Here is a 16,048-nt window from a genome sequence, read left to right on the forward strand (position 1 = left end):
TATGTCAGGAGGAATCACGTCCGCCATCTGGTTGCTCCCCGCCCTGCCGCTGTGCGGCGCCGCTGTCCTTTTGCTGGCCGGTCGTCGCACGAACGCGTGGGGTCACCTGCTTGCCTGCGTCATGGCTATCGCGTCGTTTGTCGTCGCAGTGGTGTTTTTCATCGCCATGCTCGGCCGTGACACCGCCGACCGCACCGTCACCGAGCACCTGTTCAGTTGGGTCCCGGTCGACAGTCTTCAGGTCGAGTTCGGACTGCAACTGGACCAACTGTCGATGTGTTTCGTTCTGCTCATCACCGGTGTAGGTTCGCTGATCCACATCTACTCGGTCGGATACATGGCGCACGACCCCGAGCGTCGTAAGTTCTTCGCGTACCTCAATCTTTTCCTCGCTGCAATGCTGCTTCTGGTGCTCGCCGACAACTTCCTCGGACTCTACGTCGGCTGGGAAGGCGTCGGTTTGGCGTCATACCTGCTGATCGGCTTCTGGCAGCACAAGCCGTCGGCGGCGACTGCCGCCAAGAAGGCTTTTGTCGTCAATCGGGTGGGCGACATCGGATTGATGATCGCAATGATGTTGATGTTCAGCACATTCGGCTCGCTCTCGTTCAGCAATGTCTTCGGCGACGCGTCCGGCGCAAGCGAAGGTGTCCTGACGGCGATCGGTCTGATGCTCCTCCTCGCTGCGTGCGCGAAGTCGGCGCAAGTGCCGCTGCAGTCGTGGCTCGGCGACGCGATGGAGGGCCCCACCCCCGTTTCGGCTCTGATTCACGCGGCCACGATGGTCACCGCCGGCGTCTACTTGATCGTGCGCTCCAATCCGATCTTCGATCTCGCGCCCGACGCTCAACTCGTGGTTGTCATCGTCGGTGCCGTGACGCTCCTGTTCGGTGCGATCATCGGCTGTGCGAAGGACGACATCAAGAAAGCGCTCGCCGCATCGACCATGAGTCAGATCGGATACATGGTCCTGGCCGCGGGTCTCGGACCAGCCGGATACGCCTTCGCAATCCTTCATCTGATCACCCACGGATTCTTCAAGGCGGGCCTGTTCCTCGGCGCCGGCTCCGTGATGCACGCGATGAACGACGAAACCGACATGCGGCGCTACGGCGGACTCCGAGCGTTCATGCCACTGACTTTTGTCACGTTCGGGCTCGGATATCTTGCCATCATCGGTGTTCCGCCGTTTGCCGGGTTCTTCTCCAAGGACAAGATCATCGAGGTTGCAATCGGCGAGGGCGGCGTCAAGGGTGTTGTGCTTGGCATCGTCACGCTCTTGGGTGCGGCGCTCACTGCCTTCTACATGAGCCGCGTGATGCTGATGACCTTCTTCGGGAAGGCCCGCTGGGAGAACCAGAAACCTCACGAATCTCCGGCGGTGATGACGTCTCCGATGATCATTCTGGCGGTGGGATCCGTCGGGGCCGGCATGCTCCTGACCATCGGGTCCAGCTTGCAGAACTGGCTGGAACCGGTAGTCGGCTCCCATCACGTCGAACCGCCGATACCCGCATGGTCGATCACCGCGCTGGCGCTGCTCGCAGTCGCCGCCGGCGTCGCGATTGCTTATCGCGAGTACGCCACCCGGGAGATTCCCGTGGTGGCACCGACTCCGGTTTCTCCGTTGACCGTTGCGGCTCGCCGTGATCTGTACGGTGACGCCTTCAACGAGGCGGTGTTCATGAAGCCGGGACAACAACTCACCAAGTCGCTGGAAGTGGTCGACACCAAGGGAATAGGCGGCGTCGTGGGTAGCTTTGCGGTGGTCGTCACCGGGTTGTCCACGCTCACGCGGAAGCTGCAGACCGGGTTCGTTCGTTCGTACGCGCTGGTGATGTTTGTCGGAGCAACACTCGTGGTCGCGACAATGATGGCGGTGACACTGTGGTGATCGAAGCGGCGGTGAGCGACTCTGTGACCAATGCCGGCTTCCCTGCGCTGACGGCGCTCTGGCTGCTTCCGCTCATCGGAGCGGGTGTTGTCCTCGCTCTGCCTGCACGGTCGTACCAATTTGCCAAATCTCTCGCGCTGGCAGTGTCCGTGGCAGTCCTGGTGATCGCCGGCGGTCTCGGAGTTGCGTTCGACCGCGGCGGCGGGCAGTTTCAGTTCGTCGAAAGCCATAGCTGGATACCGGCTTTCGGTACCAGCTACACACTCGGGCTTGACGGCATCGCACTCGTTCTGGTTCTTCTCACCGCAGTGCTGGTGCCATTACTACTGATCGCGGGCTGGAACGACGTCCCCGCGGACCCAACATCACCCAAGCGGATGCCGCACACCTATTTCGCGCTGATCCTTGTTGTCGAGTCCATGGTGATGATTTCGTTCAGCGCCTTGGATATTCTCCTGTTCTATATTTTCTTCGAGGCAATGCTGATACCGATGTATTTCCTCATCGGCGGGTTCGGCGGAGTGGGCAGATCTCGCGCAGCCGTGAAGTTTCTGCTCTACAACCTCCTCGGCGGCCTGGTTATGCTCGCTGCGGTCATCGGCCTGTACGTGGTCACCACGCGCGACGAGAGTCCCTTCACCAGCGGCACTTTCGACTTCCGAGCGATCGCGTCCGCGGCGAGCAGCGGTGAACTCGGCGTCGGACCCGGGGTGCTCAACGCCTTGTTCCTCGGATTCATGTTCGCGTTCGCGGTCAAGGCACCGCTCTGGCCGCTGCACAGTTGGTTGCCGGACTCCGCGGTGGAATCGACTCCGTCGACAGCAGTGTTGATGATGGCGGTCGTGGACAAGGTAGGCACCTTCGCGATGATTCGCTACTGCCTGCAACTGTTCCCGGAGTCGTCGTCGACTTTTGCACCGTGGATCATCACGCTCGCCGTGATCGGAATCGTCTACGGCGCAATACTGGCGATCGCGCAGACAGACGTCATGCGACTGATCGCCTACACGTCGATTTCACACTTCGGCTTCATCATTCTCGGAATCTTCGCGATGACCAGCCAGAGCCAGGCAGGTTCCGCGCTGTACATGGTTAATCACGGAATCTCCACTGCCGCGCTGTTCTTGATTGCGGGCTTCCTGGTCTCGCAGCGAGGTACACGATCGATCGCAGCGTACGGCGGCGTCCAGAAAGTCGCACCCGTCCTGGCCGGCACATTCCTCGTTGCGGGGTTGGCAACACTGTCGCTGCCGGGTCTCGCGCCGTTCGTCAGTGAGTTCCTGGTGCTGATCGGAACGTACTCGCGCTACCACGTGGCCGCTATCGTGGCGACTGTCGCGCTTGTACTGTCCGCGATCTACATACTCTGGCTCTATCAGCGCATGATGGGCGGACCGGTGAAGGAAGGGCAGGGAACGATCCGCGACCTCGCGCGACGCGAACTCGTGGTGGTCGCCCCTCTGATCGCACTCCTCCTGCTTCTCGGCATCTACCCCAAGCCTGCCTTGGACGTCATCACTCCTGCAGTGAGCCACACGGTCGTCTACGAGGCACCGACGCCGCTCGTCGCCGACCACGAAGGAGGTGTCCACAAATGAGTTCCTTCAACGACGTGACCATCCTCGGCTCGGCCGACGCGGCATCACCCAGTATCGAATACAGCCTGCTCTCGCCGATGTTGATCGTGTTCGGTGTTGCGGTGGTCGGGGTACTCATCGAAGCCTTTGCACCCCGGCGTATTCGGTACCCAGTGCAACTCGTTCTCGGTGTCGGAGGTTTGGCGGCTGCGTTCGTGGCAGTGCTTTTGCTCGCCGGCACGCGGTCGACGGCGATGATGGGTTCTGTTGCGGTCGACGGACCGACGCTGTTCTTGCAGGCCACGATCCTTCTTGTGTCGATCCCCGCGGTACTGCTGATTGCCGAGCGAGGCTCGGGCAACACCGCCCAAGTGATTGCGCAACATGACGCGCTCGGCAGTTTCACACCTCAAGCGTCGAGCGTCCCGGGAAGTGTTGCGGAGCAAGAAGCAGTGAAGGTCGGTATCGCCCAGACCGAAGTCTTTCCGCTCACGCTCTTTGCGGTCGGCGGTATGTTGTTGTTTCCGGCTTCGAACGATCTACTGACGATGTTCGTTGCGCTCGAAGTGTTCTCACTGCCTCTGTATCTCCTGTGTGGTCTGGCACGTAGACGTCGCCTGCTCTCCCAGGAAGCTGCGCTCAAGTACTTTCTGCTCGGGGCATTTTCGTCGGCGTTCTTCGTTTTCGGAATTGCGTTGCTGTACGGCTATGCCGGGACGGTCACGCTCTCCGGTATCGCCGACGCAGCACGCATCGGGTCGGGCACCGACGCCTTCCTCTGGCTCGGAACGGCCCTGGTGGCAGTGGGGTTGCTGTTCAAAGTCGGTGCAGTGCCGTTTCATTCGTGGATTCCCGACGTCTATCAAGGGGCGCCGACGCCGATCACCAGTTTCATGGCGACTGCGACCAAGATTGCCGCGTTCGGCGCCATCCTTCGCGTCTTCTACGTGGCCCTGCCCAATGAATACGTGAACTGGCGCCCGCTGATGTGGGCGGTCGCGATTCTCACGATGGTTGTCGGATCGATCGTTGCAGTGACGCAGACCGATATGAAGCGAATGCTGGCCTATTCGGCTATCGCGCACACCGGATTCATTCTGACCGCCGTGGTGGCGGACTCGGATGCCGGCCTCGCCTCGGCGATGTTCTATCTTCTGGCTTACGGATTCAGCACCGTGGGTGCGTTCGCCGTCGTCAGTGTGGTCCGGGACGCTGACGGTGAGGTCGCTGCGCTGTCGCGCTGGGCCGGATTGGGCAGACGCTCACCATTGGTCGGCGTTGTGTTTGCACTGTTCCTGTTGGCTTTCGCCGGGATTCCGTTGACCAGTGGGTTCATCGGAAAGTTCGCGGTGTTCAGCGCGGCCGCCGAGGGTGGGGCGGCGCCTCTCGTGATCGTCGGCGTCCTGTGCAGCGCGATCGCCGCCTACTTCTACGTGCGAGTGATCGTGTTGATGTTCTTCACCGAATCGGCGGAAGACGCACCGACCGTCGTGGTGCCGAGTGCACTGACCAGCAGTGTGATCGGCCTCGGCGCCGGTGTAACGCTCATCCTCGGCATACTCCCCCAGCCGGCGCTCGATCTCGCCGAGCGTGCAGCGGACTTCGTGCACTGAGCCGATGCGTGAATCTGTTCGCGACGTCGGACTGCCGAGTACCTTCCGGTCGCCATGGTTTGTCGGGTTTTCCGCGGTGGCGATTCTTCATCTGATCCTGAATGCCGCTGATGCTGTGCCCTGGGACGGGATCACCAAGGTCATGCTCGCGCCGATTCTGGCTGCCTGGGTTGTCGACCAAGGCGGACCGAGGATTGTTGCTGCTGCGCTGATTGCCTGCGCTTTCGGAGACCTGTTCCTGATCTGGGACTCCACGTTTGTCATCGGGATGGCCGCCTTCGCGATCGGTCACGTCTGTTTCATCCGATTCTTTCTCTCGCACGGCGCTCTTCGGGAGATACGAAGGCGGCCATGGTTTTTGTGCGCGTACGCCGTTGCCGGAATTGCCCTTGTGTCGTACGCCTGGACCGGTCTCGATCCGGCACTTCGGATTGCCGTCCCTGTGTACGCCGCAATCCTGGTGGGAACCGCGTCCACCGCACTGGCCTACAACACGATCACCGGTATCGGCGGCGCACTGTTCCTCACCTCTGACGCCCTGATCCTGCTCGGTCAGGCGAACAAGTGGCAGCCTGCCGCTGCCGGCATCTGGATCATGACGCTGTACATCCTTGCGTTGTTGCTCCTGACCGTCGGAATCCTCGGCCGGAGTAACACGGCATACCGTCCATTGGCGCCCACGCTGTAAGGATCAGCAACCAGCCGGACATCTCTTCTTATGACGCCGAAATCCGAGGACGGGCCACCACCGAGCGACGAAGAGCGTTTCACCGTCTTGTGGGACGCCTACGCCGGTCGGGTGTTCGCGTACACCTGCCGCCACGTTGATCATCACAGTGCACAGGAAGTTGTCTCCGAGACGTTCCTCGTTGCCTGGCGACGCTTGGACGAGGTGCCCGAACAGGCACTTCCATGGCTGTTGGTGGTGGCTCGAAACACCGTGAACAACAACCGTCGGAGCGTTCGGCGCCATGATGCGTTGACCGAGAAGATGCGACGCATCGAACAGATTGCGGCATCGACGCCGGGCGCCGACGTCACTGTCACCGACCGCACAGAACTGCTCGAAGCACTGACAACACTCACCGTCACCGAGCGTGAAGCCCTACTCCTGACTGCCTGGGACGGATTGACCGCCACCGAAGCAGCGCGGGTCGCCGGGTGTTCGGTTCCAGCCATGCATGTTCGACTCTTTCGCGCTCGGCGTCGATTGAGCACCGGGCTGGCTTCAGAACCTGACACCGCGATCCCGATGAACACCGCCCGACCTTGCGCTGCCGCCGAACACGGGAGTACTCCATGAGCAAAGATCTGCTGACCACCCTCGAGAAGCTGCGGCCGACCGATTCTCTTTCCGCCGAACTCTGGCCCGAGAACGTCCAGGTTGCCACTCGCATCCGAATCATCGCTGACGAAAACAACATTGGAACACCCAGAGTTCCACGCCGCCGAGTAGGCGCCGTAGCTCTCGTCGCGATGCTCTGTGCAGCGGGAATGGTGGGCTGCGCCGCTGCCACGGCGATGATGCCAAAACCGTTTACGGATATGTACTCGGGTTGGCATACCATGCCGGGAACCAACGGCGGAATAGATCCGTCCACCGCCGAGCGGGTCGGGTCCATCCCCGGACCTGACGGAACCGTGTTCAGCGTCTTCGTTGCCCACGGCGCTGATGGCTGGAGGTGCGTCGCCCCGGTTTTCGAGACGTCATCCGAGACCGACAAGGTTGGTCCGTCGAAGTTCATCAGCCTCGGACACGGCTGCAGATCGAACGACGACTTGTACGGCGCAGATTCATTCGGGGGCGGCGCCGGGTACGAGGCCGGTCCGCACGAGGCGACCTACGACGCAGGGGCGGGAGGTGCCGTTCGGGCCGAACTTCACACCGCAGACGGCCAAATCTATCCGACAATTCTTGCCGAAGACCGCTTCTACGGATGGATTCCCCTCTCACTCACCTTCCCGCGTCCAACTCTCGTCGGATATGCCGCAGACGGGACGGTCGTCGGCACCCGGTGAGCTGTCGGTACCCTCGAAAGATGACTGCACAGGCCCCGAACGAGCGCATCCCCAGCCAGTGGGAAGAGATCACTGCAGCCGACTCGACGCATTCCACACGATATGTCGAGCGTTTCCGTTCCATGAGAGCGGACGGCAAGGACATTGTCGGGGAAGCACGTTTGATCGACGCGATGCTCGGACGCGGTGGCCGGGTTCTCGATGCAGGGTGCGGGCCGGGCCGACTCGGCGGTTATCTGCACGACGTCGGGCATGTGGTTGTCGGAGTCGACGTTGACCCGGTTCTCATCGCTGCCGCGGAGGAGGACCACCCCGGCCCGACGTGGCTTGTCGGCGATCTCGCCGAGCTCGATCTACCGGCCCGCGGTGTCGAGGCGAATTTCGACGTCATCGTGTCGGCAGGCAACGTGATGGCGTTTCTCGCTCCGCCAACCAGGCACGCAGTATTGTCAGGATTTGCTCGTCATCTCGCTCCGAGCGGCCGAGTGGTCATCGGATTCGGTGCCGGCCGCGGCTACGAGTTCCCCGAGTTTCTCGCCGACGCGGCCGCGAGTGGCCTCGAGGCTGATCTGCTGCTGTCCACGTGGGACCTGCGCCCGTTCAAGGACAATTCCGAATTCCTGGTCGCGGTGTTCTCCCGCGCCTAGCCCGCCAGTTCACCGCCTTCCCCACAATCCGTCACATGGCGATCAATTCACCCTGATCACAATCCTGGCGACTGTTGTTCACTACGAACATAATTGGATCAATGCGGGTGTGGCCGAGCGGCAAGGCAGCGGTCTGCAAAACCGTCCACGCAGGTTCGACTCCTGCCATCCGCTCAGCTTGCGAACCAGCGACTCATGCCGCGACCAACCACCTACCGATGACATTCGGTGCACGCAGCCTGCATCGCTCCGCTCTGTCTCCGCGCACAGGGCTCCGGACAGTTACCCTCGATCGATGCACCCTCTCCCCGAGACAGGCCAGTTGCCTCCCGGACCGATGGCCTTACAGGTGGAACACCTCTGCATGGCGTTCGGCGCGAAAGTTGCTGTGAACGACCTTTCCCTCGCGGTGCCCTCAGGTTCGTTGTTCGGCCTGGTGGGCCCTAACGGTGCGGGAAAAACGACCACACTGTCGATGGCTGTCGGATTGCTTCGCCCGCACTACGGTCGCAGCCTGGTGTACGGCTACGACGTGTGGAACGACCCTGTCGCAGCGAAGAGTCTGCTCGGCGTTCTACCCGACGGTCTGGCGCTACCCGCCCAGTTCACCGGCCATGAACTACTCACCTATTTCGGACGCCTGCGCGGCATGCCAGAGGACGTCATCGCGTCACGACGCGACGAACTGTTGGCCGCGCTCGATCTCGCCGATGCAGGCGGAACGGTCATCGCCGACTATTCAGCGGGTATGACGAAGAAAATCGGGTTGGCCTCCGCCTTGTTGCACGGCCCTCGCCTCCTGGTCCTGGATGAGCCGTTCGAAGCTGTCGATCCCATTTCTTCGGCCGGAATTCGAAGCATTCTGCTCTCGTTCGTCCACTCAGGTGGATCGGTCATTCTTTCCAGTCACGTGATGGCCCTTGTCGAACAACTGTGTACTCACATCGGAGTCATCGCAGACGGTCGCGTCGTGGCTTCAGGAACGGTCGACGAGGTGCGCGCAGGCAACACTCTCGACGAGGCATTCGTTCGCCTTGTCGGTAGCCGCAGTCCCAATCCCGACGGACTGTCATGGATGCGCGCATGACCACCACCAGCTTTTCACCGACACACTGGAACACGTCGGACTCTGTGTGGCGCACGGTCCTTCGAATGCGCATGACCCTCTACAAACGTCAGTTCACCGGCGGAAGAGCTGTAATCAAGGTCATTGCAGCGTTGTTCGGGGTTCTGGGGGCAGCTCTACTGTGCCTACGAGCTTCGGGAACAAACGGTGTTTCTCCCGAACTCGTCAGTGGCACAACCAGTCTCGCACTGTCGGCTATCGGCGTGATGTGGATCCTGATGCCGATCATGTCTGGTCTGTCAGATGACAATCTTCACCCCAGACAGTTCCAACTACTCCCCCTGAAACCCGTCCGACTCGCCAGAGCACTGTTCTCGACGTCACTGTTCGGTATGACCGTGCCGATTACCGCGTTGGCTGCAGCAGCGATTCCAATTTATGCCGCTACACACCACCCTGCCGCACTGCCATTGGCCATTATCGCTTGGCCCGCAACGGTCCTGCTCATTGTCGGCACCTCACGGGTCGCGATGCTGGCGATGTCGCAGCTCCTGCGGAGTCGTCGCAGCCGCGAACTGGGACTGTTGGCATTCGGCACGTTCTTCGGCGGGCTGTATCTGCTGCAATTTCCGCTGCAGAGTCGCCTCGGCACGGTCGTGGACGGCGACGTCACGTGGCCGCTCACGGTCGCGCATTCGATCCCGTTCGCGTGGGGAATCACCAGTGTCGACGCAGCAGCAGGAGACGCCTGGCTCCTCGCCGCCGGAGCAGTCCTCGCCCTGGTGCTGGTCGATCTCGCACTGCTGTGGTCATGGCAACGCCTGGTCGTTCGCTACTTCAACGGGAAGGTCGCAGAATCAGCGGGCGCCACTTCCGTGCAATTGAAGAACCAGGGCCGCGACATTCGAACCGGTTGGCGCGCATCCCGACTGGGCACCGTCATCTCTCGCGAGCTTTCGCTCTGGCACGGAGACATGCGCCGACGAACACAACTGCTCTCCGTTGCCATCATGACCTTGGTCTCCGGCTTGGGACCGCTGATCTCGTCATCGATCCCCTTCTCCGCCGCATGGGGTGCCTGGTTCCTGATCTACCTGGCAATGGCAGCCGGATCGAATCTGTACGGATTCGACGGCGCATCGATCTGGCATCTGGTGATGATCCCCGAAGCCGCTGCCGCTGACGTCCGGGGCCGACAAATCGCGTGGGCAATCGTGATGACACCCTTCGTGGTCGTCGCAACAGCTGCTGTACGGATCTTCGGGGACCTCGGGACCGACCGACTGGCCGTGCCGATCGCCGTCGGCATTTCGATGATGGGAGTCGGTGCAGGATTGGTAGTGGCGATATCCGCCAAAGCGCCCTACCCGGTTCCGGAGATGAAGAAGACGTTCTCCTTCAACACCCGCGGGTCCTTCAACGGCTCGTCCTTCGGACTGATCATCCTCGCCATCGGCATCTTCGCCGCGACAACGGCGCCCGGCGTGCTACTCGGGGCGCTGCTACCGAACCCGGTGAACTATTTCGCCATCCCTGTCGCTGTTGCGATTGGTGCACTTGGTGCTTGGATCGGAGGCCGCGTCGCGATCACCCGTATGCAACGCGAGCCGGATCGGATTCTGTTCGCGGTTACCACCACATGATCGTTGCCCAGATAGTCCGAGAATTTCTGGGCGTCAGCGCAGTAGCCGCAACTTGCACCAAAAAACTCAGTCTGCGCAATCGGATTATCAGGGAGCCAGGTAGCGCAGCCTCAACGCGTTCGGTCCTCGCATATCGCCGCCAGGCTTTCGTGACATAGCTTCCGCTCGAGCCGAACCATTGCCCTGGAAACATCGCACCACCAAGATGTTTGGCATGCCCCCGGAGCACCACGGTTCCGTACGTGTCGCCGAACGTCCCGGCCGATGCGGGAACTGCGCGCACCCGGCCCCTTCGCTCGAGCGCGGCTGGATCGAGCGCTGCCTCAGGTTCGCACCGCAGCCCGCTCGGTGCGCAGAAATCCTGGTGATGGACCACTACACCGGAGCGATGGAATTCTGCCGGTGCCGACATCCGTTCCACGGGTCCTGATCGCGCCGGATCCTCGAGATCCGCTGCCGAGCCGAGTCCCTCGGCGCCCCGGCTCGACAGCGAAATCACACCTGAATCAGCTCAGCGAACTCAGCAGCGGCTCGAGCAGCTTGTAGAGCTCGAAGATGCCGATGATCGTTGAAATAGAACCCATGATGATCCTCCGTGATTCGTGAACTTTCCGTGACGTCGCGTCACAGGCAGAAAGCTAACAAACCCGGCATTCAAACGGGGACCTTGGATGTGTCCGGCAGATGAACTCCCTGCTGGCAGAGCCCTTTTGGTGACCAGCGTCATGTTCGACGAGAAATACGCCTCATCGTCACATCACCTGACCCTGACCGACCACAACAGCGAAAGTCTGCCGGTTGTGGTCTCGCGATACTTCGCGCCAATTCCGCCCCATCCGGCTCTTGCTTTGTGCGCTGAATCCGACTACATTTCTCCACAATAACGGTACGCGTAACGAAATAACAAGACGCTCTACTGCACTGACCGATATACCCAGTGCCACAACCCTTCCGGACTCTTGCTGGGGCGGCGCTTCGTCGTGTCCAGAAGCCCCTCACTCCCCGATCGAAAGAGAGCACGATGACCACAGAGAGCATCTCCGGAAATCAGCCGCGACCGGTAGCAACTATCGCAAGCCTGACCCTGCTGATCGCTGCCGTGGCCGCGCTCGAAAGCATCATCGTCCCCGCACTCCCCCTGATACAGAGAGACTTCGGAGTGACGGCCGACGTCGGAGCGCTCGCATCCGTCGCTCTGACGTTGAGCACTGTTCTCGTCACACCGATGGCCGGGCGAATAGCCGACGTGTACGGCGCCCGCCCCACCTTGCTCGCGATCACGACAATCGTCGTCCTGGGCGGCAGCGTGTCCGCTCTTGCAACGATCTTCCCGCTGTTCGTCCTCGGCCAGTTTCTCCAGGGATTCGGGCTCGGGTTGTTGCCCGTGAGCTTCGTGGTCCTACGACGCACTTTGTCCTCGGACCGACTTAAGACGGCCACGGGTTTGCTCGGGGCTGTCGTCGTGGCCGGCGGCGCTCTGGGAGTCGTATTGGCCGGGCCCGTCGCGGAAAACGTCTCACGCAGCGCGATGTATGCAGTTCCGACCGCGTTCGTTTTGCTCGGCGCAATTGCTTTTGCCGTGAGCACACCACGAGATCACATGTCGAACGTCGGCGGCCGACTCGATTGGCCGGGAGCTGCCGGATTGGCGCTGGGGTTGTTGACGCTGACGGCGTGGCTGGCGAGCGCATCGAGCAACGGGTGGGGCGCACCGACGTCGATGCTGCTGCTTCTCGCTTCCGCTGCCGTGTTCACGATCTGGGCCAGGTATCAGAGCCGGACAACCGAGCCGATGGTCGACCTGACGATGATGCGGCATCGTTCGATGTGGAGCGCCGTGGTCGTCGGCGTGGTTTTCGGGTTCACTTACGGCGCTGTTGTCTATCTACTTCCGCAACAACTCGCCGTGCCGGAGGAGAGTGGATTCGGCCGCGGTGCGTCGACCAGCGCCATCGGCTTCGTACTGTGCGTCGGCTACGGCGCAGCGGTGATCGCGTCGGTGATCTCCGGAAAGCTCGCACAACGGGTCGGCACGAAAGCCATTGCGGTAGCGGGAGTTGCCTTTCTCCGCCTGAGCGGCGCCGTCGGGGTCTTTGCAACCACGATGTGGCAGATCGTTGTGGTGCTGATCCTTGCGGGTACCGGCGTTGCCGCCGCGTCGACGGCAGTGTTCGTCATCTCCGCCGACAGCGCACCGGCAGACCGCGTAGGTGTCACGACGGCAATAGTCACTATCGCCAGATCGCTGGGTTCTGCTGTGGGAACCCAAATTGCCGCCGGGATCATCGCGAGCGCGACTTCATCCGGCGGCCTTCCCCAGCACTCGGCATTCGCCACGGCTTTCGGAGTAGCGGCAATCGTTGCGATTGTCGGACTCGTTGTCGCGGTGACGATGCCGAAACCGGCGTCAACCGATGTTCAGTGGTCGTCGTCGTCCTCGTCGAAGTCTGCGACTCCGCGCTTCCAGTAGCCCGTGATCAGGTGGTCGCCCGAACTCAGGCCGAGTTCGTCGCGCACGAATCTGCGAATCGGCTTGAGACTGGTGGCCTCACCGGAGATCCAGGCGTAGACGCGCTCACCTTCGGGCACGGTGACCGTCCGGACTGCCTGCTCGAGCAGATCCGAGTGACCGGCTGGGACGTCACCGCGGTGCAGCCATCGCACCTCGACTCCTTCCGGAACAGTGAGTTCGATTTCCTGTGAAGGGTCGGTGATCTCGACGAACACCCACCCGGCGGCAGCAGCGGGCATCATCTCGAGCCAACGAGCAATGGCAGGAAGGGCGGTGATGTCACCGGCCAGCAGATAGCGGTCGTACGTCCACGGAACCACGACGCCACCGGGCGGACCTGCCACGTGCACCCGAGTGCCGACGGTGGCCGCCTGAGCCCAATCAGAGGCGTACCCGCCATCGTGGAGCGCGAAGTCGAGGTCCAGCTCCCCCGCCTCGGCGTCGTATCGACGGACGGTGTACTCACGCGAGATCGGCAATGGACGAGGCCACTTCAGGCTGAATCCGTCGCGTTCGGGTAGACGTAAAGTTCCGTCTGCATCCGGGTAGACCAGGCGAACATGCTCGTCGGGAGCGTGCGATTCGAAGCCCGCCAACTCCGGTCCACCCAAGGTCAGACGCAACAGTCCGGTCCCGACCATTTCGCTGCGAACAACTTCGAGTTCGCGAATGCCGATGGGGTACGGCACTTTTGCGCCGGTGGTTCCCGCCAGAACTTCGGCGATGGTCGCGAGGTGGTCTCCTCGGTTCATGAACTACCTTCCTTTTCCGGCGGAGCATTCCCCACCGGCACAGTGTTTTCGGAGAGATCGACTTCGTTGATCTCCGAAGTTACCCGGCGCACCGAACCCAATGCTGCCAGGAGCACCAGGCCCAGTGTCACACCGGCGAGCCCCAAGACCAGTAGCGCGGCGCCAGGCTCGAGCCACTGCCCGAGGAACCCGGCTGCCATCGAACCGATCGCCGTACCCGTGACGGCTTGCACCATCCACAGACTGGACACGCGTCCGCGCAATTCGTCCGGCGTGTTCTGTTGAAGGACTGCAAATCTCAGAATGTCGTTGAGTGCGCGGCCGAGGCCGAATCCGGCCAGGCCCAGGAACGCGACAATCGCTGCTCCCGACGCACCCAGTACCACCAGGCCGAGAGGCATCAGCGCAACAGAGATCAACATCGCGGCGCCGTTGCGGTGGACTCGTCCGGTCCAACCGCTGGTGAGGGAACCGACCACAGCGCCGACAGCGGGGGCGCCGTAGAGCAGACCGAGCATGGTGGGTCCGCCGCCGAGAACCTGGTCGACGAAGGCAGGCAGCAACACCATCGGCCCGCTGACGAACATGACCAACAGACCGCTGATCAGGATGCCGCGAATGACTGTGTGCGTGCCGGCGAATTTCACGCCGGTCACCAGCGCGCGCATCGGGCTTTCGTGATTCGTGCCCGGTGCAGGAGAAGGGCCGATGGCTTGGAACAACGTGACAGTTGCTGCGGTGGCCACCGCAGCAACAAAGTATGTCGCGGGAATGCCGCCGGAGGCGATGATCACGCCGGCGATTGCCGGCGAGATCATCGTCCCGATGTCGGTGGTCAGCGCTACCAAAGCGCCGGCCGCAGCCATCTTGTTGCGCGGCAACAACGTCGGCATCAAAGCCATCAAGGCCGAGCTGCTGACACCGCCGGCCAAGCCGTCGACAGCTGCCGCGACGTAGATGACCCACATCGACGGGTGTGGCAAGAGCGCGTTGCACCCGAGAATGACAAAGCCGAGACCCGCAGCACTGCGGGCCAACTGGATGGTGCGTCGCCGATCGTAACGGTCAGCGAGCACGCCGCCGAACAGGCTGCCGAAGAACATGGCGATGGCCATCGCCGTGGACACTCCGGCAACCTGCAAGGTCGAGCCGGTGAGCTGGTACGTCTGCGCGGGGACGGCTACGACGAGCAGTCCGATCCCGAGCAGCGAGATCAATCGCGCGGAAAAGGCGTACCTGAAGGGACGGCTGGTCCGCAAGGGTGAAACATCGATCACCAGCCCACCGAATCGAGTCATGCGAAGGTCTGGCCGATCAGGTCGAGGGTAGCCATTGCGCCGTCGTAGTCAGGACGGTAGCTGCTGGCGGGGAGCTCGAACGTCGTGCCTGCCTTGAAGGACGGCAACTGCGAGTAAAGCGGATCGGTGGCAAGTTCGGCCATCGGGCGACCGGACACCGGAATCACAAAGGCGACAGGAGCATCGGCGACCTGCGAGAGCAGTTCCGGGCTGACCTCGAACGAGTCACCCGAGCCGAAGAGCTGCGGGTTGCCGGCCTTGGCCATGACGTCGTCGGCCTTGAAACCGAGCTCGGCGAGCATCGCGGGCAGCGCGGCCGTCGGCGGAACGAGGTACGGCTTGTTGCTCGAGACCGAGAGGAAGTAGACGACGTTGCCCTCGGGAACCTTGATCTTGCCCTTGACCTCTTTGACCTTGTCCTCGTATGCGCTCATCAGCGCCGGAACCTGGTCGGAACGGCCCGCCGCGTCGGCGACGATTTCGAGCTGCTTGTCCCACGCGGCGACCGTCTTGGGGACCAAGACGGTGGGTGCGATAGCAGTGAGCTGATCGTAGAGTTCCTCGGACTGAACGGAGGTGATTCCCTGGCCACCGCCGATGATCAGGTCGGGCTCAGCCGCCGCGACGGCTTCGATGTTGAGCTGTTCGCCGGCCGGCAATTCCTTGGTGCCCTGCGCCTTTGCGGCATCCGACCATGCCGGCGGGAATCCACCGTCGAGGTTCGTGACACCGAGGACGCGGGTATCGGTGGCAACCACCGGTGCGTCCAGGGCGTACAGGTATCCGGCGAGACCGCCGCTCAGAACCACGATGCGCTCCGCCGACGCGGGCACGGTGACCGAGCCCTTTTCGGTTTCGATCACGCGCGTCGTGGGCTCTGCAGCCTTGGTCGGTTCGTCGTTCGAATCGCTACTGCAACCGATCATCGCCACGAGTGCGACGATCAGCAACCCTGCGATGGCGACGAATCGTCGCCAACTCCGTATCGCGAGGGGCGGTGTGGACTTCATCATTGAGCTCCCATTGT

General features: G+C 62.1%; 13 protein-coding genes and 1 tRNA gene. 11 read left to right on the plus strand and 3 right to left on the minus strand.

All coding sequences use genetic code 11. From position 1 onward, the window contains the following. The first annotated feature begins 1 nt into the window (after position 1). The 11 genes from nuoL (at position 2) to ACKAMS_RS13665 (ending at position 12,929) form a co-directional block, all read left to right on the plus strand. Complete coding sequence (gene nuoL / locus ACKAMS_RS13615; RefSeq protein ID WP_021333588.1) at positions 2-1,894, plus strand: NADH-quinone oxidoreductase subunit L; 1,893 nt, start codon at positions 2-4, stop codon at positions 1,892-1,894. After that, positions 1,888-3,492 carry an NADH-quinone oxidoreductase subunit M gene (locus ACKAMS_RS13620; RefSeq protein ID WP_408989124.1) on the plus strand — a complete coding sequence of 535 codons (1,605 nt, stop codon included), beginning with the start codon at positions 1,888-1,890 and terminating at the stop codon, positions 3,490-3,492. Before nuoL ends, ACKAMS_RS13620 begins: the two co-directional genes overlap by 7 nt. After that, complete coding sequence (gene nuoN / locus ACKAMS_RS13625; RefSeq protein ID WP_408989125.1) at positions 3,489-5,084, plus strand: NADH-quinone oxidoreductase subunit NuoN; 1,596 nt, start codon at positions 3,489-3,491, stop codon at positions 5,082-5,084. The genes ACKAMS_RS13620 and nuoN overlap by 4 nt, the downstream gene beginning before the upstream one ends. Before the next feature lie 4 nt (positions 5,085-5,088). After that, positions 5,089-5,772 carry a lysoplasmalogenase family protein gene (locus ACKAMS_RS13630; RefSeq protein WP_408989126.1) on the plus strand — a complete coding sequence of 228 codons (684 nt, stop codon included), beginning with the start codon at positions 5,089-5,091 and terminating at the stop codon, positions 5,770-5,772. A 30-nt stretch (positions 5,773-5,802) separates the two neighbouring features. Beyond that, a complete protein-coding gene (locus tag ACKAMS_RS13635; RefSeq protein WP_046378461.1) occupies positions 5,803-6,387 on the plus strand; it encodes an RNA polymerase sigma factor in 585 nt (194 codons plus the stop codon). Then, positions 6,384-7,103, plus strand: coding sequence for a hypothetical protein (locus ACKAMS_RS13640; protein ID WP_408989127.1), 720 nt, complete (start codon positions 6,384-6,386; stop codon positions 7,101-7,103). Before ACKAMS_RS13635 ends, ACKAMS_RS13640 begins: the two co-directional genes overlap by 4 nt. Before the next feature lie 20 nt (positions 7,104-7,123). Beyond that, positions 7,124-7,750: a trans-aconitate 2-methyltransferase gene (locus ACKAMS_RS13645; RefSeq protein WP_020969448.1), complete on the plus strand. Its 627-nt coding sequence runs from the start codon at positions 7,124-7,126 to the stop codon at positions 7,748-7,750. A 103-nt stretch (positions 7,751-7,853) separates the two neighbouring features. Further along, positions 7,854-7,924: transfer RNA gene (locus ACKAMS_RS13650), tRNA-Cys, on the plus strand. Positions 7,925-8,045: 121 nt separating this feature from the next. Continuing rightward, a complete protein-coding gene (locus ACKAMS_RS13655; RefSeq protein WP_019748159.1) occupies positions 8,046-8,837 on the plus strand; it encodes an ABC transporter ATP-binding protein in 792 nt (263 codons plus the stop codon). Continuing rightward, a complete protein-coding gene (locus ACKAMS_RS13660) occupies positions 8,834-10,459 on the plus strand; it encodes an ABC transporter permease (protein WP_408989128.1) in 1,626 nt (541 codons plus the stop codon). Before ACKAMS_RS13655 ends, ACKAMS_RS13660 begins: the two co-directional genes overlap by 4 nt. 1,021 nt (positions 10,460-11,480) lie before the next feature. Beyond that, complete coding sequence (locus tag ACKAMS_RS13665) at positions 11,481-12,929, plus strand: MFS transporter (protein WP_408989129.1); 1,449 nt, start codon at positions 11,481-11,483, stop codon at positions 12,927-12,929. On the opposite strand, the gene ACKAMS_RS13670 is transcribed toward ACKAMS_RS13665, so the two are convergent. The 3 genes from ACKAMS_RS13670 to ACKAMS_RS13680 are packed head-to-tail and all read right to left on the minus strand — an operon-like array spanning position 12,878 to position 16,031. Beyond that, on the minus strand, positions 12,878-13,723 hold the full coding sequence (locus tag ACKAMS_RS13670) for a siderophore-interacting protein (RefSeq protein WP_020907492.1): 846 nt from the start codon (positions 13,721-13,723) through the stop codon (positions 12,878-12,880). The genes ACKAMS_RS13665 and ACKAMS_RS13670 overlap by 52 nt on opposite strands. Then, complete coding sequence (gene entS, locus ACKAMS_RS13675) at positions 13,720-15,021, minus strand: enterobactin transporter EntS (protein ID WP_007735127.1); 1,302 nt, start codon at positions 15,019-15,021, stop codon at positions 13,720-13,722. Before entS ends, ACKAMS_RS13670 begins: the two co-directional genes overlap by 4 nt. After that, the gene (locus ACKAMS_RS13680; RefSeq protein ID WP_408989142.1) at positions 15,018-16,031 is read right to left on the minus strand and encodes a Fe2+-enterobactin ABC transporter substrate-binding protein; all 1,014 of its coding nucleotides are present in this window, start codon (positions 16,029-16,031) and stop codon (positions 15,018-15,020) included. The genes entS and ACKAMS_RS13680 overlap by 4 nt, the downstream gene beginning before the upstream one ends. Between the last annotated feature and the right edge of the window lie 17 nt (positions 16,032-16,048).

Source organism: Rhodococcus sp. 5A-K4 (genome assembly GCF_046097995.1).
GTDB lineage: Bacteria > Actinomycetota > Actinomycetes > Mycobacteriales > Mycobacteriaceae > Rhodococcus_F > Rhodococcus_F erythropolis.

Coding starts and splice junctions, on each gene's coding strand:
- nuoL (WP_021333588.1), top strand. CDS start 2: ATGTCAGGAGGAATCACGTCCGCCATCTGGTTGCTCCCCGCCCTGCCG.
- nuoN (WP_408989125.1), top strand. CDS start 3,489: ATGAGTTCCTTCAACGACGTGACCATCCTCGGCTCGGCCGACGCGGCA.
- ACKAMS_RS13630 (WP_408989126.1), top strand. CDS start 5,089: ATGCGTGAATCTGTTCGCGACGTCGGACTGCCGAGTACCTTCCGGTCG.
- ACKAMS_RS13635 (WP_046378461.1), top strand. CDS start 5,803: ATGACGCCGAAATCCGAGGACGGGCCACCACCGAGCGACGAAGAGCGT.
- ACKAMS_RS13640 (WP_408989127.1), top strand. CDS start 6,384: ATGAGCAAAGATCTGCTGACCACCCTCGAGAAGCTGCGGCCGACCGAT.
- ACKAMS_RS13645 (WP_020969448.1), top strand. CDS start 7,124: ATGACTGCACAGGCCCCGAACGAGCGCATCCCCAGCCAGTGGGAAGAG.
- ACKAMS_RS13655 (WP_019748159.1), top strand. CDS start 8,046: ATGCACCCTCTCCCCGAGACAGGCCAGTTGCCTCCCGGACCGATGGCC.
- ACKAMS_RS13660 (WP_408989128.1), top strand. CDS start 8,834: ATGACCACCACCAGCTTTTCACCGACACACTGGAACACGTCGGACTCT.
- ACKAMS_RS13665 (WP_408989129.1), top strand. CDS start 11,481: ATGACCACAGAGAGCATCTCCGGAAATCAGCCGCGACCGGTAGCAACT.
- ACKAMS_RS13670 (WP_020907492.1), bottom strand. CDS start 13,723: ATGAACCGAGGAGACCACCTCGCGACCATCGCCGAAGTTCTGGCGGGA.
- entS (WP_007735127.1), bottom strand. CDS start 15,021: ATGACTCGATTCGGTGGGCTGGTGATCGATGTTTCACCCTTGCGGACC.
- ACKAMS_RS13680 (WP_408989142.1), bottom strand. CDS start 16,031: ATGAAGTCCACACCGCCCCTCGCGATACGGAGTTGGCGACGATTCGTC.